This is a genomic window from Stenotrophomonas sp. SrG (assembly GCF_050031795.1).
Lineage (GTDB): Bacteria > Pseudomonadota > Gammaproteobacteria > Xanthomonadales > Xanthomonadaceae > Stenotrophomonas > Stenotrophomonas rhizophila_A.
In genome coordinates this window covers 185,990-210,713 of sequence record NZ_JBNBBE010000005.1, presented here as the reverse complement: position 1 = coordinate 210,713, position 24,724 = coordinate 185,990, and the positions used below count along the sequence as shown (strand labels likewise).

Here is a 24,724-nt window from a genome sequence, read left to right as displayed (position 1 = left end):
GAAAAAGGCACATCGGAGATGTGCCCCGGGAATGGGAAATCAATCGACGCAGATCGTGCCCTGGGCCACGCCGTTGTCGATGCGCTGGCGACAGCCGAAGTTCTGGCTCACGTCGGTCTGGCATACACCACGCGCCTTGCTGCCAGCCACCAGTTCGGTCTCGCCCTGGGCCAGGCACTGGCCGGTGCATTCACTCTTGGCGCTGCAGGCCTTGCCGGCATCCCCGTACGGCTTCACGCACTGCACGCGCTGCAAGCGGCCGAGCGGCTTCATTTCACCGCCGGCGGCGGCACAGCTGGCGGCATCCGCAACGGCTGCTTCGGTGCCGGGCGTAGTTGCGGTGGTATCGGTCGGGTGGGACGCGGTGCTGCAACCGGCGAGCACGAACATCAGGGACAACATCAAGCCAAAGCGCATCGGTTCAATCCTTTTGGAAACAATGAAGGCGGGGAGTGCAGTGTGCAGGCGGGAGGTGTCAGTCCTGCGCGAGGGTGGTCTCATCCACGCCGGTATCGTCATCGTCGCCGCTGGCATCGCCCAGCAGCAGATCGGTCTGCTCGCTGCCCAGTGATTCCACCCCGCGCAGGCGGCGTTCGATGGTGCGGGTCTTGCGGCTGGCCTCGCCCAGGCTGCGGCCGACCGTGCTGATCTGCTTTTCGGCCTTTTCCAGGATGCCGGCGAACTTGCCGAACTCGCTCTTCACCGCGCCCAGCAGGCTCCACACTTCACTGGAGCGCTGTTCGATGGCCAGGGTGCGGAAGCCCATCTGCAGGCTGTTGAGCAGCGCGGTCACCGTGGTCGGCCCGGCCACCACCACGCGGTGTTCGCGCTGCAGCAGGTCCACCAGCCCCGGGCGGCGGATCACCTCGGCGTACAGGCCTTCGGTAGGCAGGAACATCACTGCGAAATCGGTGGTGTGCGGCGGCACGATGTACTTGTCGCAGATCGACTTGGCCTGGATCCGGATCGCGCGTTCCAGCTGCGCGCCCTGCACGCGTACGCCATCGGCGTCACCCTGCTCCTGCGCATCGAGCAGGCGCTCGTAGTCTTCGCGCGGGAACTTGGAATCGATCGGCAGCCACACCGGGGTGTCGTCATGGCCGCGCCCGGGCAGGCGCACCGCGATGTCCACCATTTCGCCGCTGTCGGGGCGCACTTTGACGCCGCGTGCGTACTGCTCCTGGGTGAGGGTCTGTTCCAGGATGTTGTCCAGCTGCACTTCACCCCAGCTGCCGCGGTTCTTGACGTTGGTCAGCACCCGCTTGAGGTCGCCCACGCCGGTAGCCAGCTGCTGCATTTCGCCCAGCCCACGCTGCACCTGCTCCAGGCGGTCGGAGACCAGCTGGAACGACGCGCCCAGGCGGGCTTCCAGCGTGGTCTGCAGCTTCTCGTCCACCGTGACCCGCATCTGGTCCAGCTTCTGCGCGTTGTCGGCCTGCAGGCTCCGCAGCTGCTGCTCCAGCGTGGCGCGCATTTCGCCCATGCGCTGTTCGTTGCGCTGGGTCATCTCCTGCAGGCGCAGGCCCAGGGATTCGCCGAACCGGTGCTGCGACTGCGTGGCTTCCTCGCGGCCCAGCCGGGCGTCGTCGGCCACGGCCTGGCGCAGCGCGGCCATGTGGGCGTCGCTGCGCTGCTGGGCCTGCCCGGCGTCCTCGCGGGCCTTGCGCGCGTCTTCGCCCAGCGCATCGCGCAGCTGGTCCAGGCGCTGGTCGGTACGGGTGGACAGGTCGGTCAGCGCGCGCGCGAAGGTTTCCAGCCGCGCGTCCTGCTGCCGGCCCAGCCCTTCGAGCTGCTCGCGCAGTTCACTCCGGCCGGTCCGCGCTTCTTCGCGCAGGCTCTGCTCAAGGTCGCCATGGCCGGAACGCCGCAGCAGGGCCACCAGCTGCAGGATGAGGACGGCACACAGCAGGCCGCCAAGGATGAGGAATTCAGGTTGCATGGAAGAAGTGTAGGCTGAGCCGGTCTCATTCGCTGCGCCGGATCGCTCCATGCTGGATCTTCTGGGAAAGTCGACGTCGATCAACGTGCGCAAGGTGCAGTGGCTGTGCGCCGAGCTGGGTCTGCAGTACCGGCAGCTCGGGGCCGACGGCCACGATGCGGATTTCCTCTCGGCCCTGCACCCGCTCAACCCGAACGGCCAGGTGCCGGTGATCCGCGATGGCGACTTCGTGCTGTGGGAATCCAACAGCATCTGCCGCTACCTGGCCGCGGCAGCCGGCCGCCACGACCTGCTGCCGCGCGACCCGCGGTCCCGGGCCCGGGTGGAGCAATGGATGGACTGGCAGGCCACCGACCTCAACACCGCATGGCGGCACGTGTTCATGGCCCGCGTGCGCCAGCACCCGGCCTACCCTGACGATGGCGCCGCGCAGGCCAGCCTGGTGCAGTGGAACCGGCTCATGCAGCATCTGGATCAGCAGCTGGCCGGGACCGGCGCCTACGTGGCCGGCGAGGACTTCACCCTCGCCGACATCGTGCTGGGGCTTTCCACCCAGCGCTGGCGGCTGACCCCGGGCGACAAACCTGAACTGCCGGCCGTGGCGGCGTGGTTCCACCGGCTCGGCCCGCGCCCCGGGTTTGCCCGCCACTGCGACAACGGCGTGGCCTGAGGCTCAGAAGCCTTCCAGCACCACTTTGCCCACCGCACGGTGGCTTTCGATGTGCGCATGCGCGCGGCGCAGGTTGGCCGCGTCGATACGCCCGTAGTTCTCACCCAGCGTCGTGCGCAGCACGCCGCTGTCGACCAGCTCGGCCACCCGGTTGAGCAGCACGTGCTGCTGTTGCAGATCGGGCGTGCTGAAGCTGGAGCGGGTGAACATCGATTCCCAGTGCAGCGACAGGCTCTTGCGCTTGAGCGCCATCACATCGAGCTGGCCCGGATCGTCGATCAGCGCAAGCTGGCCCTGCGGCGCCAGTGCGGCCACGATCTGCGCGTAGTGCTGGTCGGTGTGGGTGAGGCTGGCCACGTGGGTGACGCTCTCGATCCCGATCCGCGCCAGGCCCTCGGTCAGCGGCTGGCTGTGGTCGATGACGTGGTGGGCCCCCAGCGCGTACACCCAGTCCTGGGTGTCCGGGCGCGAGGCAGTGCCGATCACGGTCAGCCGGGTCAGCTGGCGCGCCAGCTGTACCAGGATCGAGCCCACCCCGCCGGCGGCGCCGATCACCAGCAGGGTCTGGCCTTCACCACCGCCTTCGGCGATGCGCAGGCGGTCGAACAGCAGTTCCCACGCGGTGATCGCGGTCAGCGGCAGCGCGGCAGCGGCCGCATCGTCCAGGCTGGCCGGCTTGCGGCCCACGATGCGCTCGTCCACCAGCTGGTACTCGGCGTTGCTGCCCGGGCGGTTGATGTCGCCGGCGTAGAAGACCGCATCGCCGGGCTGGAACAGGGTCACCTCACTGCCCACCGCGTCCACGATGCCTACCGCGTCCCAGCCCAGCACGCGCGGGGCCTCGACGGCCACGCCACGGCGGACCTTGGTGTCCACCGGGTTCACCGACACCGCGCGCACCTGCACGCGCAGGTCGCGCGGGCCCGGGGTCGGCACCGGCAGGGTGATGTCGACCAGCGCCGTCGGGTCGGTGATGGGCAGGCCGTGCTGGGTATAGGCGATGGCTTTCATGGGATGGTCCTTGGATAAGGCGCTCAGATTGGCTTGCACGGCCCCGGCCGGAAAGGCGCAGAATGCAGCAGCACTTTCACTCCTGGAATGAAAATGGTCCGCTTCGAGGATCTTCAGCTGTTCGTCCGCACCGCCGCGCTGGGCAGCTTCTCCAGTGCAGCGCGCGAGGCCGACCTGCTGCCCGGCCAGGTAGCCGCCGCCGTGGCCCGGCTGGAGCGGGAGCTGGACCTGCGCCTGTTCGTGCGTTCCACCCGCAGCCTGCGCCTCACCGCGGAAGGCGTGCTCTATCTACCGTATGCCCAGGACCTGCTGGACACCCTGCACGAGGGCCAGGCCCGGGTGCGCGGCGAAGATGCCGAGCTGCGCGGCGTGCTGCAGGTGGCCGCGCCCTCTGATCTCGGCCGCAATGTGCTGCTGCCCTGGCTGACCGAGTTCCGCACCGCGCACCCTAAGCTGCAGCTGCGCCTGCTGTTGTCCGACCAGGTGGCCGACGTGTTCCGCGACCCGGTGGATATCGCGTTCCGGCTGGGCCGCTTCGACACCGCCAGCTACGTGGCGCTGCCGCTGCTGCCGGGCAACCGTCGCGTGCTGTGCGCCGCACCGGCCTACCTGCAGCGGCAGGGTACGCCGGCCTCGCTGGACGCACTCAAGGACCACCACTGCCTCGTCTACCAGCTGGCCGGGCGTCCCTACGACCGCTGGAGTTTCGAACAGGACGGGCGGCGCGTGGTGGTACCGGTGCGCGGCCAGCTGGTGTGCGATGACGCTGACGTCGTGCGGCGCTGGGCGGTGGCCGGCGAAGGCATCGTGTTCAAGTCATGGCTGGATGTGGCCGACGATGTGCGTGCCGGGCGCCTGCAGGTGCTGATGCAGGGCGCAGGCGACAGCCTGCCGTTGAACCTGGTGTGCCCGCACCGCAAACAGTTTTCGCCCGCGATCCGCCAGCTGCATGCGTTGTGCGCCCAGCGGCTGCAGCCGATGCTGGCCGATCTGCCCGGACGTGCGCTGTAGCGCTGTCGGCAGCGGGCCGGGTAGCCGACAATGGCGGCCCCCGAAGTCGAGTCACCGCCATGCCGTGGATGGGCATCCAGGACCTGTGGACCTTTGTCATCGCCGTGCTGGTGTTCCTGGCGCTGCCCGGGCCGGGTACCTTCACCCTGCTCACCGCCACCGGGCGCGGTGGCGTGCGCGGCGGCTATACCGCGCTGTTCGGGCTGCTGCTCGGCGACCAGATCCTGATGTGGCTGGCGGTGGCCGGCGTGGCGGCCCTGCTCAAGGCCAACCCGCTGGTGTTCCACGCGGTGCAGTACCTCGGTGCGGCCTATCTGGTGTGGGTGGGCATCGGCCTGCTGCGGCCCGCGCCGGCCAGCGGTGACACCGGCGGCATCCGGCTGCAGCCGGGGCACTACTTCCGCCAGGCGGTGCTGATCAGCCTGCTCAACCCCAAGGCGATCATCTTCTACATGGCGTTCCTGCCGCTGTTCATCGACCCGGCGCGGCACCAGGGCGTGGTGACGTTCGCGACCATGGCCACGCTGATCTTCGTGCTCAGCCTGGCGTACTGCTCGGTGCTGATCGGGGTGGGCAACCTGTTGCGCCGTCGGATCATCCAGCACCCGCGTGTGGGGGTAGTACTGAAACGCGTCGCGGGGGTTTTCCTGATCGGGTTTGGCGTGCGCCTGGGGCTGAGTGGCTGAACCCTTTGCAGGGTGGGCGTTTGGTCTGCTTTACCGGCGCGCGGCGATAGGCAACGTCATCGAAATTGCCCTCGGCGATCGATAGCGCGTAATTCTTCCCAGGCGCCGGCAGGTGTCAAATCGTTGCCATCGCGGGCATCCGACCCGTGGCGAGGCAACCGCGAGATGACCACCCCCATGTACTTCGTGCAGCACCTGGCCGGCCACGACGAGCGCCTGCTGGCATTGAGCACCGACCGCGTCGACCTGGCCCATCCGTCGGTCCAGCGGATCGTGGCGGACCTGCAGCCGCTGGACCGCATCGAGCTTCGGGGCTGCCGCTTCGATTGCGCCGCCAGCCTGTTGCTGGGGCTGCGCCGACGCATCTGCGAAGCCGAGGCCGACGCCTGCGGTTGGCGGGTATTCGATGAACGGGGGGTTCTGCGCTGCAAGAAGCTTCCCGACGACACCTGCGTGATCTATCCACAGGGCGCCGACGATGTGGCGCGCTGGGGCCCGTTGATCGCGGCCAGCCGTGTTGTGCCAGATTCGTCAAAGCGGGCTATTTGAAATGATCGTCAAGGGATTCACGACGTCCGGCAGTAGTAATGGTGCGCCGCGTTCGGTCACACTCGGAAAATTGTCGATACCAGTCACTCTGTGAGGTTCCATGTCATCGCTGCTACGGCGCAAGCCGCTCGATTCCGTCACCGTCCATGAAGCCGGCAGGAGCCTGGTTCGTACCCTCAGCTGGCCGCACCTGATCGCCATGGGCATCGGTGCCATCGTCGGTACCGGCATCTACACGCTGATCGGCGTGGGTGCCAATCTCGCCGGCCCCGCGGTACTGATCTCCTTCGCCATCGCCGGTGCGGTGTGCGCCTGCGCGGCGCTGTCCTACGCCGAGTTGTCCACCATGATGCCGGCCGCCGGCAGCGCTTACACCTACAGCTACACGGCGCTGGGCGAAATCTTCGCCTGGGTGGTCGGTTGGAGTCTGATCCTGGAGTACTCACTGGTGGTGAGTACCGTGGCGGTGGGGTGGTCGGGGTATTTCGTCGGCTTCCTGGAATGGATACACGGCAACACCGGCATCGACATCCGGCTGCCGTTGGCGCTCTCGGCCGGCCCGCACGTGGAAGGCGGCGTGTTCAACCTGCCCGCGGTGCTCATCACCTGGGTGGTCGCCGGCGGCCTGATGCTGGGCACCAAGGAAAGCGCCACGCTCAATGCGATCCTGGTGGTGCTGAAGATCATCGCGCTGGGCGTGTTCGTCGCCGTGGCGCTGCCCGCGTTCGATTCGGCCAACCTGCACCCGTTCATGCCGCACGGCTTTGCCAAGTCGCTGGGCCCGGATGGCGTGGAGCGTGGGGTGATGGCCGCGGCCGCCATCATCTTCTTCGCCTTCTACGGCTTCGATGCCATCTCCACCGCCGCTGAAGAAACCAAGAACCCGGGCCGTGACCTGTCGATCGGCATCATCGGCTCGATGGTCGGCTGCACCATCATCTACATGCTGGTGGCGCTGGCCGCCGTTGGCGCGATGAGCTACGCGGTGTTTGGCAGCAGCGCCGAACCGCTGGCCCTGATCATGCGTGAACTGGGCCAGCCCAAGGCGGCGGCGGTCATCGGTGTGGTGGCCATCGTTGCGCTGCCCACCGTGCTGCTGGCCTTCCTGTTCGGCCAGAGCCGCGTGTTCTTCGTCATGGGCCGCGACGGCCTGCTGCCGCGCGGCCTGTCGGCAGTGAACAAGCGCACCGGTACCCCGGTGGCCACCACGTTGTTCAGCGCTGCCGTGGTCTCGGCCCTGGCCGGCGTGGCGCGGCTGGACGAGATTGCCGCGCTGGCCAACGCCGGCACGCTGGCCGCCTTCACTGCCGTGGGTATCTGCCTGGTAGTGATGCGCAAGCGTGCACCGGGTGCCAAGCGCACCTTCCGCACGCCGATCGCCTGGTTCATCGGCCCGGCCGCCGCGCTGGGCTGCATCTACCTGTTCATCAGCCTGCCGAGCAGCACCCAGCTGTACTTCCTGATCTGGAACGTGATCGGCCTGGCCGTCTATTTCCTCTACAGCCGCCGCAATGCGCTGATCGGCCGTTGAGGCCTTGACGGTAAGGGTGCCGGGCGTTGCCCGGCACCCCAACGGTCATTTTTTGTTGGCATGATCCTGCGCCTGCTGCAGCACACGCAGCAGGTTGCCGCCCCAGATCCCCGCGATCTGTTTCTCGGTGTAGCCCTTGCGCAGCAGCCAGGCGGTGATCTTCGGTAGATCGCTCACGTCCTGCAGGTCGGTAAGCCCGCCGCCGCCGTCCCAGTCCAGCCCGATACCCACATGCTCGGGGCCGACCACGCCCAGGATGTGTTCGAAGTGGGCGAAGAAATCGTCCAGCGTTGCCTTGCGCAGCGGCAGGCGCTGGTCGATCTCGGCCAGGCCCTGCTTCAGCTGCACGCCCTGGGCCATGCTCAGGTCGTCGTAATCGGCGCCGATCTGCTTCATCAAGGCGTCTTCGGCCTGCGTTCGCGCCGCGTTCTTGCCGGTGTCGATCAGGTAGCCCCCATAGGCGTTCACCTGGATCACGCCGCCGGCCTTGGCCAGCTGCTTCAGGCGCACGTCGTCCAGGTTGCGCGGGTGGTTGTAGATTGCCTTGGCCGAACTGTGCGACAGCACGAACGGCACCGGCATGCGCTGGATCAGGTCATCGAAGACCGCATCGGAGGCATGCGACTGGTCGATCACGATGCCGAGCCGTACCGCTTCGTCCACCAATGCCTTGCCGGCCGGGCTCAGGCCCTTCCATTCGGCGCCTTTGGTGTCGGTGGCCGAATCGGCGAACTCGTTGTTGGCGAAGTGCACCGTGCTGAGCAGGCGCAGGCCGGCCTGGTGGTAGAAGCTGAGCAACGTGGGGTCGTCGACCAGCGGACTGGCGTTTTCCATGCTGATGTACACCACGCGCTTGCCGGCCGCCTTGATCCGGGCGGCGTCGGCGGCGGTCAGTGCCAGCGCGAAGGTCTCCGGATGCGCAGCGAGCATCTCGCGGATTTCCATCAACCGCAGCAGGCCCGCATCGCGGTCGTGCTGGTGTGCGGCCGGGCTGCGGTCGCCCTGGTCGGTGTATATGGCCCAGAACCCGCCATCCAGCGCGCCGTCCACCATACGCGGCAGATCCACCTGCGACAGCGCGTTGTGGTCGTGTCGCTGCTGGATGTCGAAGCCTTCCCGGTGGAAGTTCGCCGGCGTGTCCAGATGGCTGTCGAGGGTAAGCAGTTTCTTCTGCAGGGTGGCAGCGCGCGCAAGCTCCTGCGCGCTGAACTCGATGGCGTGGGCCGACAGCGGCGCACACAGCGCCAGTGACACCAGCAGGGACAGGCTGCGCAACGTCATGACGCCTCTCTTCGGATGGGAATGCGTCAGACCATAGCAAAGCGTACCGACCAACGGTCGGTATCTACCCTGCCATTCCGCGATGGGTGCCGACCGTTGGTCGGCACGCGAAGGTCAATCGAGAACGCGGCAGAACACGGCCTTGAGGTAACGCGATTCCTGCACGTGGGCCATGAACGGATGATCCGGGCCGGCGCCGGCGACCTTCAGGATCTGGATGGTGCGCCCGGAGTAGAACGCCGCGCGACGCAGCATGTCCAGGAACTGGTCCTCGGCCACCAGGCCGGTGCACGAGAACGTGGCGAACAGGCCACCCGGCTTGACCACGCCCAGCGCCAGCTTGTTCATGTCCAGGTACTTCTTCAGCGCAGTGATCACCTGGTCGCGGTCGCGGGTCATCTTCGCCGGATCCAGGATCACCACGTCGAACTGCTCGCCGCGGTTGGCCGCGTCGCGCAGCCACGGGAAGATGTCGGACTGCACGAAGCGTGGGCGCACGTTGTTCAGGCGCGCATTGCCCTTGGCGATGGCGATCACGTCTTCGTCGATGTCGATGCCCAGCACATCAGAGGCACCGCGCGCGGCCGCGTACACCGCAAAGCCACCGGTGTTGCAGCACAGGTCCAGCACCGACTTGCCTTCCACTTCCTGGCTCAGCCACTGGCGGTTTTCGCGCTGGTCGGCGAAGAAGCCGGTCTTGTGCGCACCGGCCGGGTCGGCGCGGAACTTCACGCCGTACTCGGTGATCACCGCTGCTTCGGTGGTGGTGTTGCCGTGGAAGTCGAAGCTTTCCTGCTTCTGCACGTGTTCGTCGGCGAAGCTGTGGAAGCGGCAGCCTGGGAACTGCTCGCGCAGCGCCTCGTAGACCCATTCGCGGTGGCGGAACATGCCGGCGGCGAAGAACTCCACCACCACCAGGTCGCCGTAGCGGTCCACCACCAGGCCGGACAGGCCGTCGCCCTCGCTGTGCACCACGCGCCAGGCATCGGAAATCGTGTCCAGCTTCAGGACATCACGGCGCAGCGACACCGCCTGGGCGATCTTCCGCGAGAACCAGCCGGCATCGACGGGGACGCGCTGGTCGGTCTCGAGGATACGCACGGCGATGCGCGAATGACCGTTGTAGAAGCCACGCCCGATCCACTCCCCATCCACGCCGACCACGTCGACGATGGCGCCGGGTTTCGGGCGGACGGCGGGCTTTTCGACCAGTTTCTGGAAGATCCACGGGTGGCTGGAGCGCCAGGCGTTTTTAAGGCGGACAACGGGATTGGGGACGGTATTCATCTGCCTATTGTAGACGGGCCCCATGGCCCGGCAGGCCGCCGATTTGACGCCAACCCATTCAGCCCGCAGAATCGGCCCCAGAAGGGGAGTAGCTCCCAGACGTTGTCGCCGTCAATTCGAGCCCGCAGGCTCCGGTGCAACGGCAGTCCCACCCGGTGGGACTGCGAGCGAGACCTTCGCCGTATGGCGAAGCTCTGTCCCCGGATCCCCTCCGATCCTCCGTTGCAGATCCTCGCCGTCCGGCTTGAGGCATTTCATTCATTCAACGGACAAACTCATGCAGACGATCGGTAATTTGTGGTTATGGGGCGGCTTCGGCGCGGTGGTGATCATCGCGCTGCTGGTCGATCTGGTACTGATGCGACACGGCGGCCCGCACAAGGTGACCTTCAAGGAGGCCCTGTGGTGGTCGATCGGCTGGGTGGTGCTGGCCCTGGCCTTCAACGGTGGCCTCTGGTACTACCTGAACGAGACCGCCGGCCAGGTGGTGGCCAACAAGGTCGGCCTGGAGTTCCTGACCGGTTACCTGGTCGAGAAGGCCCTGGCGGTGGACAACATCTTCGTGTTCCTGATGATCATGGGTTACTTCGCGGTACCCGAGGAACAGCGGCAGAAGGTGCTGATCATCGGCATCCTGGGTGCGATCGTGCTGCGTACGATCATGATCTTCGCCGGCAGCGTGCTGCTCACCAAGTTCCATTGGCTGCTCTACGTGTTCGGCGCGTTCCTGCTCTTCACCGGCTGGAAGATGTGGTTCTCGGCCGGCCAGGAGCCTGACCTGGAGACCAACCCGGCCCTGCGCTGGATGCGCAAGCACTTGCGCCTGCTGCCCGATTACGCCGGCAATGCCATGAGCGTCATGCGCGACGGCAAGCGCTGGTACACCCCGCTGTTCGTGGTGCTGATCCTGATTGCCGTCACCGACGTGATTTTCGCGGTGGACAGCATCCCGGCGATCTTCGCCATCACCACCGACCCGTTCATCGTGCTCACCTCCAACGTGTTCGCGGTGCTGGGCCTGCGCGCCATGTTCTTCCTGCTGGCCGGCATGGCCGATCGCTTCCACCTGCTGCCGTACGGCCTGGCTCTGGTGCTGGCCTTCATCGGCGCCAAGATGATGCTGATCGACATCTTCAAGATCCCCACCCCGATCTCGCTGGGCGTAGTTGCGGTGATCATCGCCGCCACCGTGGTGCTGAGCCTGAAGAACCCGCCGAAGACCGGCGACGCGTAACCCCTGATCGCCGCCGGCGGGATTGTCCCGTCGGCGGCACCTCTGTCTCCCGTCGCGTTGCCCTTGTGTTCAGGCTGGCGCGACGCAATCCCTTTGGGTATGAACGCCAACCTGCCCCTGCCTGCCGGCGAGCCGCCGGTCTCTCCCCGCAACGACCGCGGCCGCGTGGTGCGGGCGTTCAACCTGAGCCTGGCCTTCGTGCTGGTGCTGGTGGCGGTATTCACCGCGCAGGGCCACTTCGATTGGCGCCCCTGGGCTGTGGCCCCGCTGGAAAGCGACGGCCTGCTGGGCATCCTCGGTGCGCCGCTGCTGCATGGTTCGGTCCAGCACTTGGCCGCCAATAGCTTTGCTCTATTAATTCTTGGCACTTTGGCAGGCAGCGTCTATCCAAAGGCGACCCTGCGGGCCTTCCCGCTGCTGTGGATCGGCTCCGGGCTGGGCGCCTGGCTGCTCGGCGATATCGGCAGCCGCCACCTGGGCGCCAGCGGCATCACCCACGGCCTGATGTTCCTGGTGTTCGTGCTGGGCCTGCTGCGTCGGGACCGCCCCGCCATTGCCGCCGGCCTGATCGCCTTCCTGTTCTACGGCAGCATGCTCATCACCATCCTCCCGCATGAGCCGGGTGTGTCCTGGCAGTCGCACATGGGTGGCGCCTTCGCCGGCATCATCAGCGCGCTGCTGTTCCGCCTGTCCGACCCGATGGCCCCGCGCAAGCGTTACAGCTGGGAAGAGGAAGACGAGGACGCGCTGGAGGCACAGCGCGACAGCGACCTCGAGCCGCCCTCCCCGCACCACGTGCCGGTGCTGTGGCAGCCGCGCGAAGGGCAGGATTTCGTCGTGTTGCCGTTCCGCCCGCGGGATTCGGATTCCTCCCGGTAGGCATCGCAAGGAACGGTAATGCCGTTCCTAACGTCGCTTGCGACGGCCCGAAGGGTGCCCGCCAACGGCGGGCATACCGTTGGTCGATGCGCTGCGTGCCGATCATTCTCCGTACCGACCAACGGTCGGTACCTACCTGCGCGGCGTCGTTTTTACGGGGTGCCATCCACCGCTTTGCGCCCCAATGCCGGATCATCGGTGAAAAACGCATCGATCCCGGTGGCCAGGTAGGCGCGCATCTCCGCCACCGACCCGTCGGGATTGCGCGTGTTGGGCTCACCCTTGCGGAATTCGGCGGCCATGAAGGCATTCTCCGGCCGGAACGTATACGGCACCACCATCAGGCCTACCGCGTGCGCATCGCGCACCAGTGACGTCGGTGGGCCGAGGCGACCGTTGGCATCCAGCGGAATCACCATGCGCAGGCTGGGTCCAATGCCATCGGCATAGCCGGCGATCTGGTCCAGCCCGGCGGGCGTGATCATGTCGACATAGCGCTGGCTGCCCTTGGCGGCGAGCACGTCGCCCGGCTGCTGCTTCGGGTCGCCCAGCAGTTGCAGCAGGCGGATGTTGCTGTCGCGGCCGAGCTTGGCGCGCAGATAGCGCAGGTTGCCCACCTCGAACGACTGGATCGTCACCGGGGCCACGCGGGTATATGGGTTGGCCTGGAGGGTTTTCACCAGCAGGTCTTCCATCGGCAGGCCGATGCCCTTGAAGTAGGTGCCGTGCTTGATCTCCGGCACCAGCCCGATCCCGCGCCCGGCGCGACCGGCCTGCTGGACCAGGAAGGTGACGATCTCGTCCAGCGTGGCAATGCGGAACTGGCCGTCGAAGGCAGTGCTGCGCAGCTGCGGCAGGCGCTCGCGGGCGTAAAGGGTCTTCAGCTCGGCCAGGGTGAAGTCTTCGGTGAACCAGCCTTCGATGCGTTCGCCATCGATGGTCTTGGTCGTTCTGCGGCTGGCGAACTCGGGATGGGTGGCCACATCGGTGGTGCCACTGATCTCGTTCTCGTGCCGCGAGACCAGCACGCCGTCCTTGGTCATCACCAGGTCCGGCTCGATGTAGTCGGCGCCATCGGCAATGGCCTGCGCGTACGCGGCCAGGGTGTGTTCGGGCAGCAGCGCGCTGGCGCCGCGATGGCCGTACACCGCCGCCTTGCGCGGCGCGGGTGGGGAAGATTCAGCGCTCATGGCCACCGATGGTGCCACGGCCAGCGAGAACAGCAACGCACAACCCCACAACGACTTCGACACTGCAAACCCCTGTTGGTACCGCCCCGCCGACGCGGCGGGGCCGGAGACGTGGCGCATTCTGCCAGCGCGGTGTTACAGCCGAAAGAAGACGTTACTTCCCGATACAGAAGCTCGAGAAAATCCGCCCCAGCAGGTCATCGGCGCTCATCCGTCCGGTGATCTCGCCCAGCGCCTCATGCGCCAGCCGCAGTTCCTCGGCGGCCAGCTCCAGGTGTTCATGCACCAGCTCTGCTTCGGCGCGCTCGGCGTGGCCGATCGCCAGGGTGATCGCTTCCACGTGGCGGGCGCGCGCGGAAAATTCGCCCTCCACGCTGTCGCCGGCGCTGCCGCTGGCCAGCTCGCGCAGGCGTGTGTGCAGGCGGTCGAGGCCCTGGCCGGTGGCGGCCGAGACGTGCACGACGTTGGCATCGATGTCGGCCGGCAGTGCCTCCAGCAGGTCACTCTTGTTGTGGATCCACAACTGCAGCGGCACCCCGGCGATGGCATCGGCCACGGCGGCATGGCCGGCCTGCGGGTCGCGCGCGTCGAGCACGATGATGGCCAGGTCGGTGCGCTGCATCTCCGCGCGCGCACGCCGCATGCCTTCGCGTTCAATGGCATCGCCGCCGTCGCGCAGGCCGGCGGTGTCGACCAGGGTCAGCTCGAGCCCATCAATGCGGATGGTTTCGCGCAGGGTGTCGCGGGTGGTACCGGCAATGTCGGTGACGATCGCGCGTTCGCTGCCAGCCAGTGCATTGAGCAGCGAGCTCTTGCCTGCGTTGGGCGGGCCGACCAGCACGGCGTGCAGGCCATCGCGCAGGCGGCGGCCGCGTTCGGCGTCGTCGCGCAGCGTCGCCAGCGCCAACTGCACTTCGCCCAGGCCCTGCCGAACCTGATCGCCTCCCAGCGTATCCAGCGGTTCGTCGGCGAAGTCGATCGCGGCTTCCACATGGATGCGCAGGCGCACCAGCTGCTCGCCGGCGTCTTCCACGCGGCGCGAGAACACGCCGTCCAGCGAGCGCCGCGCCGCGCGCGCGGCACGGGTATCGCTGGCCGCGATCAGGTCGGCGATGGCCTCGGCCTGGGCCAGGTCGAGCTTGCCGTTGAGGAAGGCACGTTCGCTGAACTCCCCTGGCCGTGCCTGTCGCGCGCCGAGCGCGATGCAGCGGCCGACCAGCTGCTGCAGTACCACCGGGCTGCCGTGGCCCTGCAGCTCCACCACGTCTTCGCCGGTGAAGCTGCGCGGATTCGGGAAGTACAGGGCGATGCCGTCATCCAGCACTTCGCCGGCGGCATCGCGGAAGCGCGCGTAGTGCGCGTGCCGCGGCTGCAGTTGCGGGCAGCCCAGATCCACGGCAATGCGCAGCGCCTGCGGGCCGGACACGCGCAGCATGCCCACGCCCCCGGCACCGGGCGCGGTGGCGATGGCAACGATGGTGTCGGTGGCGGCGTTCATGGCTCAGAGCTTCTCCAGCTGTGCGCGGGCCTGGGCAGCGCCGCTGCCTTGCGGCTGCAGCGCCAGGTAGGTGGTGTAAGCCTGCCTGGCCTTGGTCTTGTCGCCGGCGTGGAAGTAGGCATCGCCCAGGTTGAGGTGGGCTACCGCGCGTGACGGGTCGATCTTCAGCGTGTTTTCCAGCCAGCGTGCCGCTTCAGCGTAACGCTGCTGGCGGTAGTAGACGAAGCCGAGGTTGTTGGCCGCCTGGGCGAAGTCCGGTCGCAGCTTCAGCGCTTCGGTGAACTGGGCAACGGCCTCGTCATAGCGCTTCTCGCGGTACAGCTGCAGGCCCCGGTCGTTGGCCTGCTGCGCGCGCTGGCGGTCGGAGGTCGGCACGGCGGCCGGCACCACCAGCGTGCTCTTGCCGCCCTGCAGGTCGGCCACGGTCACCGGCGCCTCGCCAGCGGGCTTGGCGTCCTGCGCGGCATCCACCCGGTTGTTGAGCGCGATCGCGTCCGCCGAGAGCTGGCGGGTATCGGCAGTGAGGTATTCCTGGCTGTCGGGCACCTGGAACACGAACTCACCGCCCTGCGACCCGGGCAGGCTGCCGAACGCCGGGGTCTGCCGCGACACCGCCGATACCGCCGGCGCCACGTAGGCCGCCAGCTCGGTGCCGGTGATCAGGCCATCGCCATTGAGGTCGCCCTTGCCTGCAAGCGCCTGCAGCAGCACCCAAGTGAACACCGAATGGCCGTTCGGGCCGCTGTCGGCCACCTGCTGGTCGCTGCCACCGGCGGTGAGCATCTGCCGCGCGCTGCGCTTGGCGTTCTCGCGCAGGAAGGCCGACGACGAGGGGCCGCCACGGGTCAGGCCCAGGCCGCTGTAGCAGGCATCCATCACGAACATCACGTGCTTGGCCTGCATGCTTTCGGCGATGTTCTGGATGTCGGTCATCGCGATGGCATCGGTGGCGAACTCGTTGGGGTCCGAATCCACCGGGATGATGTAGCCCAGGTCGCGGCCCGACGCCAACCGCCGCGTGGCGCCATGGCCGGCGAAGAACACGAACACGCGGTCGTTGCGCCCGGTGCGGTCATCGGCCAGGCGGTCGTGGAAGGCGGCCAGGATGTTGTTGCGGGTGGCCTGTTTGTCCTTCAGCACGATCACCTGCGAGGACGGGAACCTGAACTGCCCGGTCAACGTATCGGCGATGGCCTGCGCATCGTGGCTGGCGTATTCCAGACGCGGCCACTTGGCGTACTCGTCGATGCCGATCACGATCGCCCACGACTTCTCGTAGCCGGTGGTCACGGTGGCTTCGCTGGCAGCCGCGCTGCGCGGGCGGCTGACGGTGAACTCGCGGCCATTCCAGCCGGCGAACTGGTAACCCTCTGCAATCAGCCGGTCCAGGATCTGCGGCAGTGCCTTCACCGCGCGGTCGTGGATGTCGTGGAACAGGATGATCCCGCGCTGTTCCTTCTGCACCTGGCCCAGCACGCGCTGCACGATCGATTCGGGCACCGGGTCGGCCCAGTCCATCGAATCGATGTTCCACATGATCGACTTCAGGCCGGCCTCGTTGAGCAGCTGCAGGCCTTCGGCATTGCGCGCGCCATAGGGGAAGCGGAACAGCGGCGCGCGGCGCTTGTCCACGTCCTTGAGCAGCGTGTCGGTCACCAGCACCTGCTGGCGCAGCGCCTCGCCGGTGGTGCGTGACAGCTGCGCGTGGGTCAGGCTGTGGTTGCCCACCGCGTAGCCCTGTTCCATCAGGTTGCGGCTGATGCCGGCCATCGGACCCAGCTTCACGCTGCCATCGGCATGCACTTCGCCCAGGTTGCGGCCCACTTCGAAGAACACGCCTGGCACGTCGTAGCGCTTTAGGATGGCCACCACTTCGTCGGTGTAGGCCTTGTGGGGGCCGTCATCGAAGGTGAGCACCACGGTCTTGGGCGGCAGGTCGCGGCCGAAGATCTCGCGGTCGCTGTCCTTCATCGACATCGGATAAGGCTCGATCACGCCGTAATCGCGCAGGATCGCCTCGCGGCTGTACTGCTTGTGCAGGTGGGCCAGGTAGTCGTCCCACCTCTCGCGCTTGAGGGTGATCGCGCGGGTGCGGTCGAAGCGGCTGAAGATGTTGGTGATTTCCTGGTTGTAGTTGCGCTCGATCTCATCGAGCGCGTCCAGGTCCTCGCCCACGCGCTGGTGCAGCTTCACCGCCGGCAGCGAGGAATCGGTGCCGATGCGCTCGTGCAGGTCGCGCAGCACTTCGCGGAACGCCAGGCGGTCGGCGTCGTACAGCTCCGGCGCCGATTCGATGTAGTCCAGCACCGTGCCCAGGGTGGCAAAGCGCTGCGGGCTGCCGTCGCGCAGCAACGCATCGAATTGGGTGGCAATGGCCTGGCGCTGGTCCAGCCCGTCGTGGAACAGCTGCTGGCCGATGCGGCTGGAGGTGTCACGGTCACGCGCGGACTGCTGCGCTTCGTCGGCCAGCAGCACGATGATGCGGCGGTGGCCGTCGAGCTGCTTCTGCAGGGCGGTGAGCAGCGGCGCGGCCGCTGGGTCGGCGGAGGCCGCAGCCTGCGCGCTGGGCTGCGTCGGGGTCGGCGTTGCCGGGGCGGCGGGGTCGTTGTTGCCGCAGCTGGCAACGGCAAGGGTCAGCAGCAGCAGGGACGGCAGGCGGAACAACGATGACGCACGGGGCATGGGGGGCTCGGTGAGGTGCTGCGGGTAGAATGCAGGCGATTGTATCGCCGGCAAAGAAAAACCCGCCGGAGGGCGGGTTTTTCAGGGGTTTTATTTTTTGGCGGTGGCCGGGACCGGGTCGCCGCCGTGGCGCTTGGTCATCCACCACTGCTGCAGCAGGCCCAGGCCGCCGTTGACCACCCAGTACAGGACCAGGCCGGACGGCATGAAGGCCATCATGACGCCGAAGATCAGCGGCATCATCTGCATCATCTTGGCCTGCATCGGGTCCATGCCCGGCGCCGGGGTCAGCTTCTGGGTGGCCCACATCACCGCCACGTTGATCACCGGCAGGATGAAGTAGGGGTCGCGTGCGGTCAGGTCCTGGATCCAGCCCAGCCACGGGGCCTGGCGCAGTTCCACCGATTCCACCAGCACCCAGTACAGGGCGAAGAAGATCGGCATCTGGATGAGGATCGGCAGGCAGCCGCCCATCGGATTGATCTTCTCTTTCTTGTACAGCTCCATCATCGCGGTCTGGAACTTCTGGCGGTCATCGCCATAGCGTTCCTTGAGCTGCGCGATGCGCGGCTGGAAGCGACGCATCTTGGCGCCGCTCTTGTACTGCACCGCCGACAGCGGGTACAGCACCAGCTTCAGCAGCACCACCAGGCCCACGATGGCCCAGCCCCAGTTGTTGACGACCTTGTGGACCTGGTTCAACACCCAGAACAGGCCCTGGCCGATCACGGCCATGATCGAGAAGCGGCTGTAATCGACAACGCGATCCAGGCCCGGCACATCTTCCTTGGCGATCTGGTTGACCAGCTTCGGGCCCACCCACAGGCGTGCCTCGCTGCTCACCTGCTGGCCCGGGGCCACGGTGAACGCCGGGCCGGTGGCCTGGATCTGGTCGCGGCCATCATGCTGGGACAGCGAGTAGTTCGCGGCCTGGTCCTTCTGCGGCACCCACGCGGTGAAGAAGTGGTGCTGCAGCATCGCCACCCAGCCACCGGTGACCTGCTGGTTCAGCGGGCCATCGTCCAGGTAATCCTTGAAAGCCCGGCGCTGGTACTTGCCGTCCTTGTCGAACCAGGTGGCGCCGTTGAAGCTGAACGAGTCCGGGTTGGTCATGCTGCGCGACAGGATCGTCGGCGTGCGGTCCAGGGTGCGGTACACGTAGCCGCTCCACGGGGCGGTGCCGGCGTTGATCACTTCGTCCTTGACCTTGACCGCGTATTCATTGCGGTTGACGGTGAAGGTGCGGCGGATGCTCACGCCATTCGGACCATTCCACACGAACGGGATCTGCAGTTCGTTCTGGCCCTTGGCCAGCACGAAGTCCTTGGCATCGCCCACCAGCGTGAAGCCGTTGGCTTCCGGCACCGGCATGCTCTTGTCCTGGCTGGTCCAGCCGGTCACCGCGCGGTACGGGTGGGCCGGGTCTTCGGTCAGCAGGCGCACCGGCGGGCTGCCGTCGTCCTTGGTCTGCGGGAACTGCAGCAGCTCCGCATCCAGCACGGAGCCGCCGTCGAGCACCAGTCGCAGCACGTCGGTGGTCACGGTCACGCGCGGCGCGCCGGCCTGGGCCTGCGCGGTCGGCTGGGTGGCCGGGGCGCTGCCCGGGGCCTGCGGCACGTTGGCAGCGGGCACGGCGCCCGTTGCACCCGGCACCGGTGCCTGGGTCTGGGCGGCCACCGGCGCGGTGGGCGCCGGCTGGGCCTTGTCGCTACCCCACTGCATCCACAGCAGGATGGCCACCATCAGCCAGGCAACAATCAGGAAAACGCGGGTCTGGTTCATCAGCGTGCAGGCTCGACGGGGCCGGCAGCAGGTGCCGGCTCGGACTGGGAAAGGGGTGCAACCCCGGGCGGCGGCATTGTGCCGTCCGCGCCCGGCATGGGCAATGCGCCCAGCCGGCGCAGCAGGCGCTCGAAGGCCTGGCGGATCTCGGAATTACTTGCGGTACGGGCGGAACTGCGGGCGACCACGACGTAATCGCCGGACGTCATCCACGGCCGTAGGTGGCGGGTGGCGTCGCGCAGCACTCGCTTGATACGGTTGCGACCCACGGCTCGGGGATCGACTTTGCGCGAAACGGCAAGACCCAGCCTGGCCGGCGTGTCGCTCTTCAGCCAGTGCAGGGTCATCAGCGGTTCGGACACACGGCGGGCGCCGTTGAAGACCGTTGTATATTCGGCACGCGTACGAACCCGCGCAGAGCGAGGAAATCGCTTGCGCGGGTCGGAACTGCTCACAGTCAGGATTGCGTCTGCCGCGGGAAGCGGCATTGCAATCAAGCGCTCAGGACTTTACGGCCCTTGGCGCGGCGACGCGACAGGATCTTGCGGCCGTCAGCGGTCTTCATACGGGCACGGAAGCCATGGTCGCGCTTACGCTTGAGGTTGCTGGGTTGGAAAGTGCGCTTGGTGGCCATGCGGGCCTCTATATGAAGGGGACGGAAAGAACCGGAAATTCTATAGACCTACCCCGGGGCGCGTCAAGCCCATGTCACTACGGGATTTCACCGGCCTGTGCAATAGCTGTGGATCATTTTGTGAATAACTTCGGGACAACCATTCCCGGCACCCCGCGTCGGTGGTAGGCTGCGCCATCCATTCTTTCCCCTTCCGGCCTGCGGCACGGCGGCTTTCTGCGCCCCAACCGCCGGCCCCAGACGATTATTGCCGATGGATGCCTGGTCCCGTTGTCTCGAACGCCTTGAGGCGGAGTTCCCGCCCGAAGATGTTCACACCTGGTTGAAGCCGCTGCAGGCCGATCTGCGCGCGGACAGCCTGGTGCTTTATGCGCCAAACGCCTTCATCGTCGACCAGGTGCGCGAGCTGTACCTGGCGCGGATCAAGGAACTGCTGGCGCACTTCGCCGGTTTTGGCGACGTTTTTCTTGAAATCGGCTCGCGTCCGCGGGCCGTGGAGGCGCAGATCGCGCCGATTCCGGGCCATTCGGCGCCCGCTGCGCCGGTTGAGCCGCTGGTGCCGTTCGCCGGCAACCTGGATTCGCACTACACCTTCACCAACTTCGTGGAAGGCCGCAGCAACCAGCTGGGCCTGGCCGCAGCGTTCCAGGCCGCCCAGAAACCGGGCGACCGGGCGCACAACCCGCTGCTGCTGTACGGCGGCACCGGCCTGGGCAAGACCCACCTGATGTTCGCCGCCGGCAACGCCATGCGCCAGGCCAATCCGGCCGCCAAGGTGCTGTACCTGCGCTCGGAACAGTTCTTCAGCGCCATGATCCGTGCGTTGCAGGAAAAGACCATGGATCAGTTCAAGCGCCAGTTCCAGCAGGTGGACGCGCTGCTGATCGATGACATCCAGTTCTTCGCCGGCAAGGACCGAACCCAGGAAGAGTTCTTCCACACGTTCAACGCCCTGTTCGACGGCAAGCAGCAGATCATCCTCACCTGCGACCGGTACCCGCGCGAAGTCGAAGGGTTGGAAGCGCGCCTGAAGTCGCGACTTGCCTGGGGCCTGTCGGTGGCCATCGAGCCGCCGGACTTCGAAACGCGCGCCGCGATCGTGCTGGCCAAGGCCCGCGAACGCGGTGCTGAGATTCCCGACGATGTGGCGTTTCTGATTGCCAAGAAGATGCGCTCCAATGTCCGCGACCTCGAAGGTGCGCTCAATACCCTGACCGCCCGTGCCAACTTCACCGGCCGCGCGATCACCACCGACTTCGCCCAGGAAACACTGCGCGACCTGCTGCGTGCCCAGCAGCAGGCCATCAGCATTCCCAACATCCAGAAAACCGTGGCCGACTACTACGGGCTGCAGATCAAGGATCTGTTGTCCAAGCGCCGGACCCGCTCACTGGCCCGTCCGCGACAGGTCGCCATGGCCCTGACCAAGGAGCTGACCGAGCACAGCCTGCCGGAAATCGGCGATGCCTTTGCCGGTCGCGACCACACCACGGTGCTGCATGCGTGCCGGCAGATCCGGACGTTGATGGAGACCGACGGCAAGTTGCGGGAAGACTGGGACAAGCTGATCCGGAAGTTGAGCGAATGATGCATGTACGCCGCATAGGCGTCATCGCATAAAACGGTGCAAAATCCGGGTGTAAGCGAGGGACAGGCTGTGGATAAAAAACCGGTTTGAGTTGGCGGGATTTTTATCCACAGGCTTCCCCACCCCTTGGGGGGTAGTAGTGCAGAGGGTTTCGAGGCCATAAAAGCCTTTATTTACAAATACTTAGATGTGTTTTCCCGCAATTCTGGCTCTACCATCACCACCAAGCTTTTGATTTATTCCACATCTTTTTAAAGCATAGGGGCACGGAACCACATGCGTTTCACACTGCAGCGCGAAGCCTTTCTCAAGCCGTTGGCACAAGTCGTCAACGTGGTCGAACGCCGCCAGACCTTGCCGGTTCTGGCTAATTTCCTGGTCCAGGTCCAGAACGGGCAGCTGTCGCTGACCGGTACCGACCTGGAAGTGGAGATGGTGTCGCGGATCGCGGTGGATGATGCCCAGGACGGCGAGACCACCATCCCGGCACGCAAACTGTTCGAGATCATCCGCGCCCTGCCCGACGGCAGCCGGATCACCGTCTCGCAGACCGGTGACAAGATCACCGTGCAGGCCGGCCGCAGCCGCTTCACCCTGGCAACGCTGCCGGCCAACGACTTCCCGTCTGTGGACGAAGTGGAAGCCACCGAGCGCGTGGCGATCGGCGAAGCCACCCTGAAGGAGCTGATCGAACGCACCGCGTTCGCGATGGCCCAGCAGGACGTTCGCTACTACCTCAACGGCCTCCTGTTCGACCTGCGCGGCGATGCGCTGCGCACCGTTGCCACCGACGGCCACCGCCTGGCGCTGTGCGAAACCGATCTGGAAAAGGCCAGCGGCGCCAAGCGCCAGATCATCGTGCCGCGCAAGGGCGTAACCGAACTGCAGCGCCTGCTGGAAAGCGGGGATCGTGAGATCGAGCTGGAAGTCGGCCGCAGCCACGTGCGCGTCAAGCGCGACGATGTGACCTTCACCTCCAAGTTGATCGATGGCCGCTTCCCGGATTACGAGGCCGTGATTCCGATCGGCGCCGACCGTGAAGTGAAGGTGGATCGCGAAGCCCTGCGTGCCTCCTTGCAGCGTGCCGCGATTCTGTCCAACGAGAAGTACCGCGGCATCCGCGTGGAAGTCTCGCCGGGCAACCTGAAGATCAGCGCGCACAACCCGGAGCAGGAAGAAGCCCAGGAAGAGATCGAAGCGGATACCACCGTGAGCGATCTGGCCATTGGCTTCAACGTGAACTACCTGCTGGATGCCCTGTCCGCACTGCGCGACGAGCACGTGGTCATCCAGCTGCGCGACTCCAACTCCTCGGCCTTGGTTCGCGAAGCCAGCAGCGAGAAGTCGCGCCACGTGGTGATGCCGCTGCGTCTCTGACCGCATGCTTGGTTCCACGTGGAACCGCGGTAACCAGGAAGCCCGGCCAAGCGCCGGGTTTCTTTTTGCCCAGACGTTCCACGTGGATCATCAGGCAAGCAGCACGAGGAGAGCCACGCCGTGCGTGGCTGCTTGTGATCTTGCTTCTTGCCGCTGCGGTTGTACAACCGAACCTTCTCGCGGCAGGGGACGTTCGAATCTCACGACAAGATCGGCCAAGCAGGTCATGGTTCACCAGATTCGCACAAAGTGTGGGTTTGCCCCCTGATTCCCAGCTCTAAGCTTTTAAAAACTGTATATAAATCTAAAGCTAGGTGGTGGTGGTAGGGCCAGATTTGGTTGAAAAGTACCTTATCTGATTGAATTTAAAGGGAAATGCGGTACTGAAACCCCCGGTAAAACAGGGTCTGAGCCTGGGGTTCAACCTGTGGATATCTTTCAGAGGTACCCAAGGTGCCTTTTTTATCCACAGATTGCGCAGAGATTGTGCATAAGTCATACAGACCCCCTGTGGATAGCCAGAAATGGAAGACATCAATCTCGCGAGATCTGAGAACGCCTACCCTGCCCCGCGTTTCAGATTTCAAAGAATCGAGCGGGTAATCGCATCGGGCCCTCGGGCACCCCATCCCGACAGCGCGCCAATTTCTTGAAATTTGCACGGCTTCACCCTTGACGCTCTCTCAGATTTCAAAGAATTCACGGCGTCTCGAACGTGCGGCGAATCCACCCCGATGCAGTAAGCTGATCGATTCCCCCAGCCCCTCTTGCCGCATCTGCGGCGCAGATTCGATCGCATGCACATCCGTCGTCTGTCCCTGCACCAGATCCGCCGCTTCGACAGCGTGGAACTGGCCCCGCAACCGGGCATCAACCTGATCACTGGCGACAATGGCGCAGGCAAGACCAGCGTGCTGGAAGCGCTGCACGTGATGGCCTACGGGCGCAGTTTCCGCGGTCGGGTGCGGGATGGGCTGGTGCGCCAGGGCCAGGACGCGCTGGATGTCTTCGTTGAATGGGACGAACAGCGTTCCGGGGCGGAATCGGCAACGCGCCGCAAGGCCGGGCTGCGCCACAGCGGGCAGGAATGGAAGGGACGGCTGGATGGCGAAGACGTTGCGCAGCTGGGCAACCTTTGCGCGGCCTTGGCCGTGGTCACGTTTGAGCCGGGGAGTCACGCGCTGGTCAGTGGTGGCGGCGAGCCGCGTCGCCGGTTTCTGGATTGGGGTTTGTTCCACGTGGAACCAGACTTCCTCGCCCTCTGGCGGCGGTACTCGCGGGCGCTGAAGCAGCGCAATGCCCTTCTCAAGCAAGGCGGGCACCCGAATGCACTGGATGCATGGGACCGCGAGCTGGCGGAAGCCGGCGAACCGCTCACCACCCGGCGCCAGCACTACCTGGACCGCCTGCAGGACCGAACCATTGGCCTGGCGCAGGATCTGGCCCCGAACCTGGGCATTCAGTCACTGACCCTGAGCCCCGGCTGGCGCAAACACGAGCTTTCCCTGTCCGACGCCCTCCTGTTGGCCCGGGAACGTGACCGGTTGGCGGGCTACACCTCCGTGGGCCCGCACCGGGCCGACTGGAGCGTGGGGTTTGCCAGCATTCCCGGCCGCGACGCGCTCTCGCGCGGGCAGGCCAAACTCACCGCCCTCACCTGCCTGTTGGCCCAGGCGGAAGATTACGCAGAACAGCGCGGCGAATGGCCGGTAATCGCGCTGGATGACCTCGCGTCCGAGCTGGATCGGACCCATCAAGCGCGGGTACTGGATCGTCTGCGCGCAGGCCCGGCGCAGATATTCATCACCGCCACCGAAACGCCCGCCGCGCTGCAGGACCGCACCGATATCACCCGGTTCCACGTGGAACATGGCCACGTCCAGCTTGTGCCATAG

The 24,724-nt window shown here is 66.1% G+C and carries 20 protein-coding genes and 1 pseudogene; 10 read left to right on the top strand and 11 right to left on the bottom strand.

Going from position 1 to position 24,724, the window contains the following annotated elements:
* Nucleotides 1–39: 39 nt before the first annotated feature.
* Both ACQG3P_RS06900 and rmuC read right to left on the bottom strand, forming a co-directional pair.
* Nucleotides 40–417, bottom strand: coding sequence for a hypothetical protein (locus tag ACQG3P_RS06900; protein WP_426804607.1), 378 nt, complete (start codon nucleotides 415–417; stop codon nucleotides 40–42).
* 58 nt (nucleotides 418–475) lie between these two features.
* Nucleotides 476–1,939, bottom strand: coding sequence for a DNA recombination protein RmuC (rmuC, locus tag ACQG3P_RS06895; RefSeq protein WP_426804606.1), 1,464 nt, complete (start codon nucleotides 1,937–1,939; stop codon nucleotides 476–478).
* 49 nt (nucleotides 1,940–1,988) lie between these two features.
* Between rmuC and ACQG3P_RS06890 the strand changes: the two genes are divergently transcribed.
* Nucleotides 1,989–2,609 carry a glutathione S-transferase family protein gene (locus ACQG3P_RS06890; RefSeq protein WP_426804605.1) on the top strand — a complete coding sequence of 207 codons (621 nt, stop codon included), beginning with the start codon at nucleotides 1,989–1,991 and terminating at the stop codon, nucleotides 2,607–2,609.
* 3 nt (nucleotides 2,610–2,612) lie between these two features.
* Here the strand turns inward: ACQG3P_RS06890 and ACQG3P_RS06885 are convergent, their stop codons facing one another.
* Entirely contained in the window at nucleotides 2,613–3,620 is a 1,008-nt protein-coding gene (locus tag ACQG3P_RS06885; protein ID WP_426804604.1) for a zinc-binding alcohol dehydrogenase family protein, read from the bottom strand.
* Nucleotides 3,621–3,707: 87 nt separating this feature from the next.
* Between ACQG3P_RS06885 and ACQG3P_RS06880 the strand changes: the two are divergent.
* From ACQG3P_RS06880 to ACQG3P_RS06865, 4 genes and pseudogenes are all read left to right on the top strand, one after another.
* A pseudogene (locus ACQG3P_RS06880) lies at nucleotides 3,708–4,672 on the top strand (LysR family transcriptional regulator); the annotation flags it as partial.
* An 18-nt stretch (nucleotides 4,673–4,690) separates the two neighbouring features.
* The gene (gene leuE, locus ACQG3P_RS06875) at nucleotides 4,691–5,317 is read left to right on the top strand and encodes a leucine efflux protein LeuE (protein ID WP_217537879.1); all 627 of its coding nucleotides are present in this window, start codon (nucleotides 4,691–4,693) and stop codon (nucleotides 5,315–5,317) included.
* Nucleotides 5,318–5,482: 165 nt separating this feature from the next.
* Nucleotides 5,483–5,866, top strand: a complete 384-nt coding sequence (locus tag ACQG3P_RS06870) for a hypothetical protein (RefSeq protein ID WP_208856117.1) — start codon at nucleotides 5,483–5,485, stop codon at nucleotides 5,864–5,866.
* A 100-nt stretch (nucleotides 5,867–5,966) separates the two neighbouring features.
* Nucleotides 5,967–7,397 carry an amino acid permease gene (locus ACQG3P_RS06865; RefSeq protein WP_426804603.1) on the top strand — a complete coding sequence of 477 codons (1,431 nt, stop codon included), beginning with the start codon at nucleotides 5,967–5,969 and terminating at the stop codon, nucleotides 7,395–7,397.
* 45 nt (nucleotides 7,398–7,442) lie between these two features.
* On the opposite strand, the gene ACQG3P_RS06860 is transcribed toward ACQG3P_RS06865, so the two are convergent.
* Nucleotides 7,443–8,678 carry a dipeptidase gene (locus tag ACQG3P_RS06860; protein WP_217537876.1) on the bottom strand — a complete coding sequence of 412 codons (1,236 nt, stop codon included), beginning with the start codon at nucleotides 8,676–8,678 and terminating at the stop codon, nucleotides 7,443–7,445.
* A gap of 114 nt (nucleotides 8,679–8,792) precedes the next feature.
* Nucleotides 8,793–9,965 carry a class I SAM-dependent rRNA methyltransferase gene (locus tag ACQG3P_RS06855; RefSeq protein ID WP_210132876.1) on the bottom strand — a complete coding sequence of 391 codons (1,173 nt, stop codon included), beginning with the start codon at nucleotides 9,963–9,965 and terminating at the stop codon, nucleotides 8,793–8,795.
* A gap of 277 nt (nucleotides 9,966–10,242) precedes the next feature.
* Between ACQG3P_RS06855 and ACQG3P_RS06850 the strand changes: the two genes are divergently transcribed.
* Nucleotides 10,243–11,199, top strand: a complete 957-nt coding sequence (locus ACQG3P_RS06850; RefSeq protein ID WP_184126365.1) for a TerC family protein — start codon at nucleotides 10,243–10,245, stop codon at nucleotides 11,197–11,199.
* Nucleotides 11,200–11,298: 99 nt separating this feature from the next.
* On the top strand, nucleotides 11,299–12,078 hold the full coding sequence (locus ACQG3P_RS06845) for a rhomboid family intramembrane serine protease (protein WP_426804602.1): 780 nt from the start codon (nucleotides 11,299–11,301) through the stop codon (nucleotides 12,076–12,078).
* 152 nt (nucleotides 12,079–12,230) lie between these two features.
* Here ACQG3P_RS06845 and ACQG3P_RS06840 read toward each other — a convergent pair whose 3' ends face one another.
* The 6 genes from ACQG3P_RS06840 to rpmH form a co-directional block, all read right to left on the bottom strand.
* A complete protein-coding gene (locus ACQG3P_RS06840) occupies nucleotides 12,231–13,268 on the bottom strand; it encodes a glycerophosphodiester phosphodiesterase (RefSeq protein ID WP_306990563.1) in 1,038 nt (345 codons plus the stop codon).
* 154 nt (nucleotides 13,269–13,422) lie between these two features.
* On the bottom strand, nucleotides 13,423–14,766 hold the full coding sequence (gene mnmE / locus ACQG3P_RS06835; protein WP_068848010.1) for a tRNA uridine-5-carboxymethylaminomethyl(34) synthesis GTPase MnmE: 1,344 nt from the start codon (nucleotides 14,764–14,766) through the stop codon (nucleotides 13,423–13,425).
* Between the two features lie 3 nt (nucleotides 14,767–14,769).
* Nucleotides 14,770–17,448: a polysaccharide deacetylase family protein gene (locus ACQG3P_RS06830; RefSeq protein WP_426804601.1), complete on the bottom strand. Its 2,679-nt coding sequence runs from the start codon at nucleotides 17,446–17,448 to the stop codon at nucleotides 14,770–14,772.
* A 90-nt stretch (nucleotides 17,449–17,538) separates the two neighbouring features.
* The gene (gene yidC / locus ACQG3P_RS06825) at nucleotides 17,539–19,230 is read right to left on the bottom strand and encodes a membrane protein insertase YidC (protein WP_068848015.1); all 1,692 of its coding nucleotides are present in this window, start codon (nucleotides 19,228–19,230) and stop codon (nucleotides 17,539–17,541) included.
* The gene (gene rnpA, locus ACQG3P_RS06820) at nucleotides 19,230–19,718 is read right to left on the bottom strand and encodes a ribonuclease P protein component (RefSeq protein ID WP_083214014.1); all 489 of its coding nucleotides are present in this window, start codon (nucleotides 19,716–19,718) and stop codon (nucleotides 19,230–19,232) included. The genes yidC and rnpA overlap by 1 nt, the downstream gene beginning before the upstream one ends.
* Nucleotides 19,719–19,723: 5 nt before the next feature.
* Entirely contained in the window at nucleotides 19,724–19,864 is a 141-nt protein-coding gene (gene rpmH, locus ACQG3P_RS06815) for a 50S ribosomal protein L34 (RefSeq protein WP_006404565.1), read from the bottom strand.
* 253 nt (nucleotides 19,865–20,117) lie between these two features.
* On the opposite strand from rpmH, the gene dnaA reads away from it, so the two are divergent.
* The 3 genes from dnaA to recF all read left to right on the top strand — a co-directional run bounded on the left by dnaA (nucleotide 20,118) and on the right by recF (nucleotide 24,724).
* Nucleotides 20,118–21,452: a chromosomal replication initiator protein DnaA gene (gene dnaA, locus ACQG3P_RS06810; RefSeq protein WP_068848017.1), complete on the top strand. Its 1,335-nt coding sequence runs from the start codon at nucleotides 20,118–20,120 to the stop codon at nucleotides 21,450–21,452.
* Between the two features lie 276 nt (nucleotides 21,453–21,728).
* Complete coding sequence (gene dnaN, locus ACQG3P_RS06805; RefSeq protein WP_068848019.1) at nucleotides 21,729–22,829, top strand: DNA polymerase III subunit beta; 1,101 nt, start codon at nucleotides 21,729–21,731, stop codon at nucleotides 22,827–22,829.
* A gap of 797 nt (nucleotides 22,830–23,626) precedes the next feature.
* Nucleotides 23,627–24,724, top strand: coding sequence for a DNA replication/repair protein RecF (gene recF, locus ACQG3P_RS06800; RefSeq protein ID WP_426804600.1), 1,098 nt, complete (start codon nucleotides 23,627–23,629; stop codon nucleotides 24,722–24,724).

Coding starts and splice junctions, on each gene's coding strand:
- ACQG3P_RS06900 (WP_426804607.1), bottom strand. CDS start 417: ATGCGCTTTGGCTTGATGTTGTCCCTGATGTTCGTGCTCGCCGGTTGC.
- recF (WP_426804600.1), top strand. CDS start 23,627: ATGCACATCCGTCGTCTGTCCCTGCACCAGATCCGCCGCTTCGACAGC.
- ACQG3P_RS06865 (WP_426804603.1), top strand. CDS start 5,967: ATGTCATCGCTGCTACGGCGCAAGCCGCTCGATTCCGTCACCGTCCAT.
- ACQG3P_RS06850 (WP_184126365.1), top strand. CDS start 10,243: ATGCAGACGATCGGTAATTTGTGGTTATGGGGCGGCTTCGGCGCGGTG.
- rpmH (WP_006404565.1), bottom strand. CDS start 19,864: ATGGCCACCAAGCGCACTTTCCAACCCAGCAACCTCAAGCGTAAGCGC.
- ACQG3P_RS06845 (WP_426804602.1), top strand. CDS start 11,299: ATGAACGCCAACCTGCCCCTGCCTGCCGGCGAGCCGCCGGTCTCTCCC.
- yidC (WP_068848015.1), bottom strand. CDS start 19,230: ATGAACCAGACCCGCGTTTTCCTGATTGTTGCCTGGCTGATGGTGGCC.
- rnpA (WP_083214014.1), bottom strand. CDS start 19,718: ATGCCGCTTCCCGCGGCAGACGCAATCCTGACTGTGAGCAGTTCCGAC.
- ACQG3P_RS06855 (WP_210132876.1), bottom strand. CDS start 9,965: ATGAATACCGTCCCCAATCCCGTTGTCCGCCTTAAAAACGCCTGGCGC.
- ACQG3P_RS06890 (WP_426804605.1), top strand. CDS start 1,989: ATGCTGGATCTTCTGGGAAAGTCGACGTCGATCAACGTGCGCAAGGTG.
- ACQG3P_RS06870 (WP_208856117.1), top strand. CDS start 5,483: ATGACCACCCCCATGTACTTCGTGCAGCACCTGGCCGGCCACGACGAG.
- dnaA (WP_068848017.1), top strand. CDS start 20,118: ATGGATGCCTGGTCCCGTTGTCTCGAACGCCTTGAGGCGGAGTTCCCG.
- mnmE (WP_068848010.1), bottom strand. CDS start 14,766: ATGAACGCCGCCACCGACACCATCGTTGCCATCGCCACCGCGCCCGGT.
- ACQG3P_RS06885 (WP_426804604.1), bottom strand. CDS start 3,620: ATGAAAGCCATCGCCTATACCCAGCACGGCCTGCCCATCACCGACCCG.
- ACQG3P_RS06830 (WP_426804601.1), bottom strand. CDS start 17,448: ATGCCCCGTGCGTCATCGTTGTTCCGCCTGCCGTCCCTGCTGCTGCTG.
- dnaN (WP_068848019.1), top strand. CDS start 21,729: ATGCGTTTCACACTGCAGCGCGAAGCCTTTCTCAAGCCGTTGGCACAA.
- leuE (WP_217537879.1), top strand. CDS start 4,691: ATGCCGTGGATGGGCATCCAGGACCTGTGGACCTTTGTCATCGCCGTG.
- rmuC (WP_426804606.1), bottom strand. CDS start 1,939: ATGCAACCTGAATTCCTCATCCTTGGCGGCCTGCTGTGTGCCGTCCTC.
- ACQG3P_RS06860 (WP_217537876.1), bottom strand. CDS start 8,678: ATGACGTTGCGCAGCCTGTCCCTGCTGGTGTCACTGGCGCTGTGTGCG.
- ACQG3P_RS06840 (WP_306990563.1), bottom strand. CDS start 13,268: ATGAGCGCTGAATCTTCCCCACCCGCGCCGCGCAAGGCGGCGGTGTAC.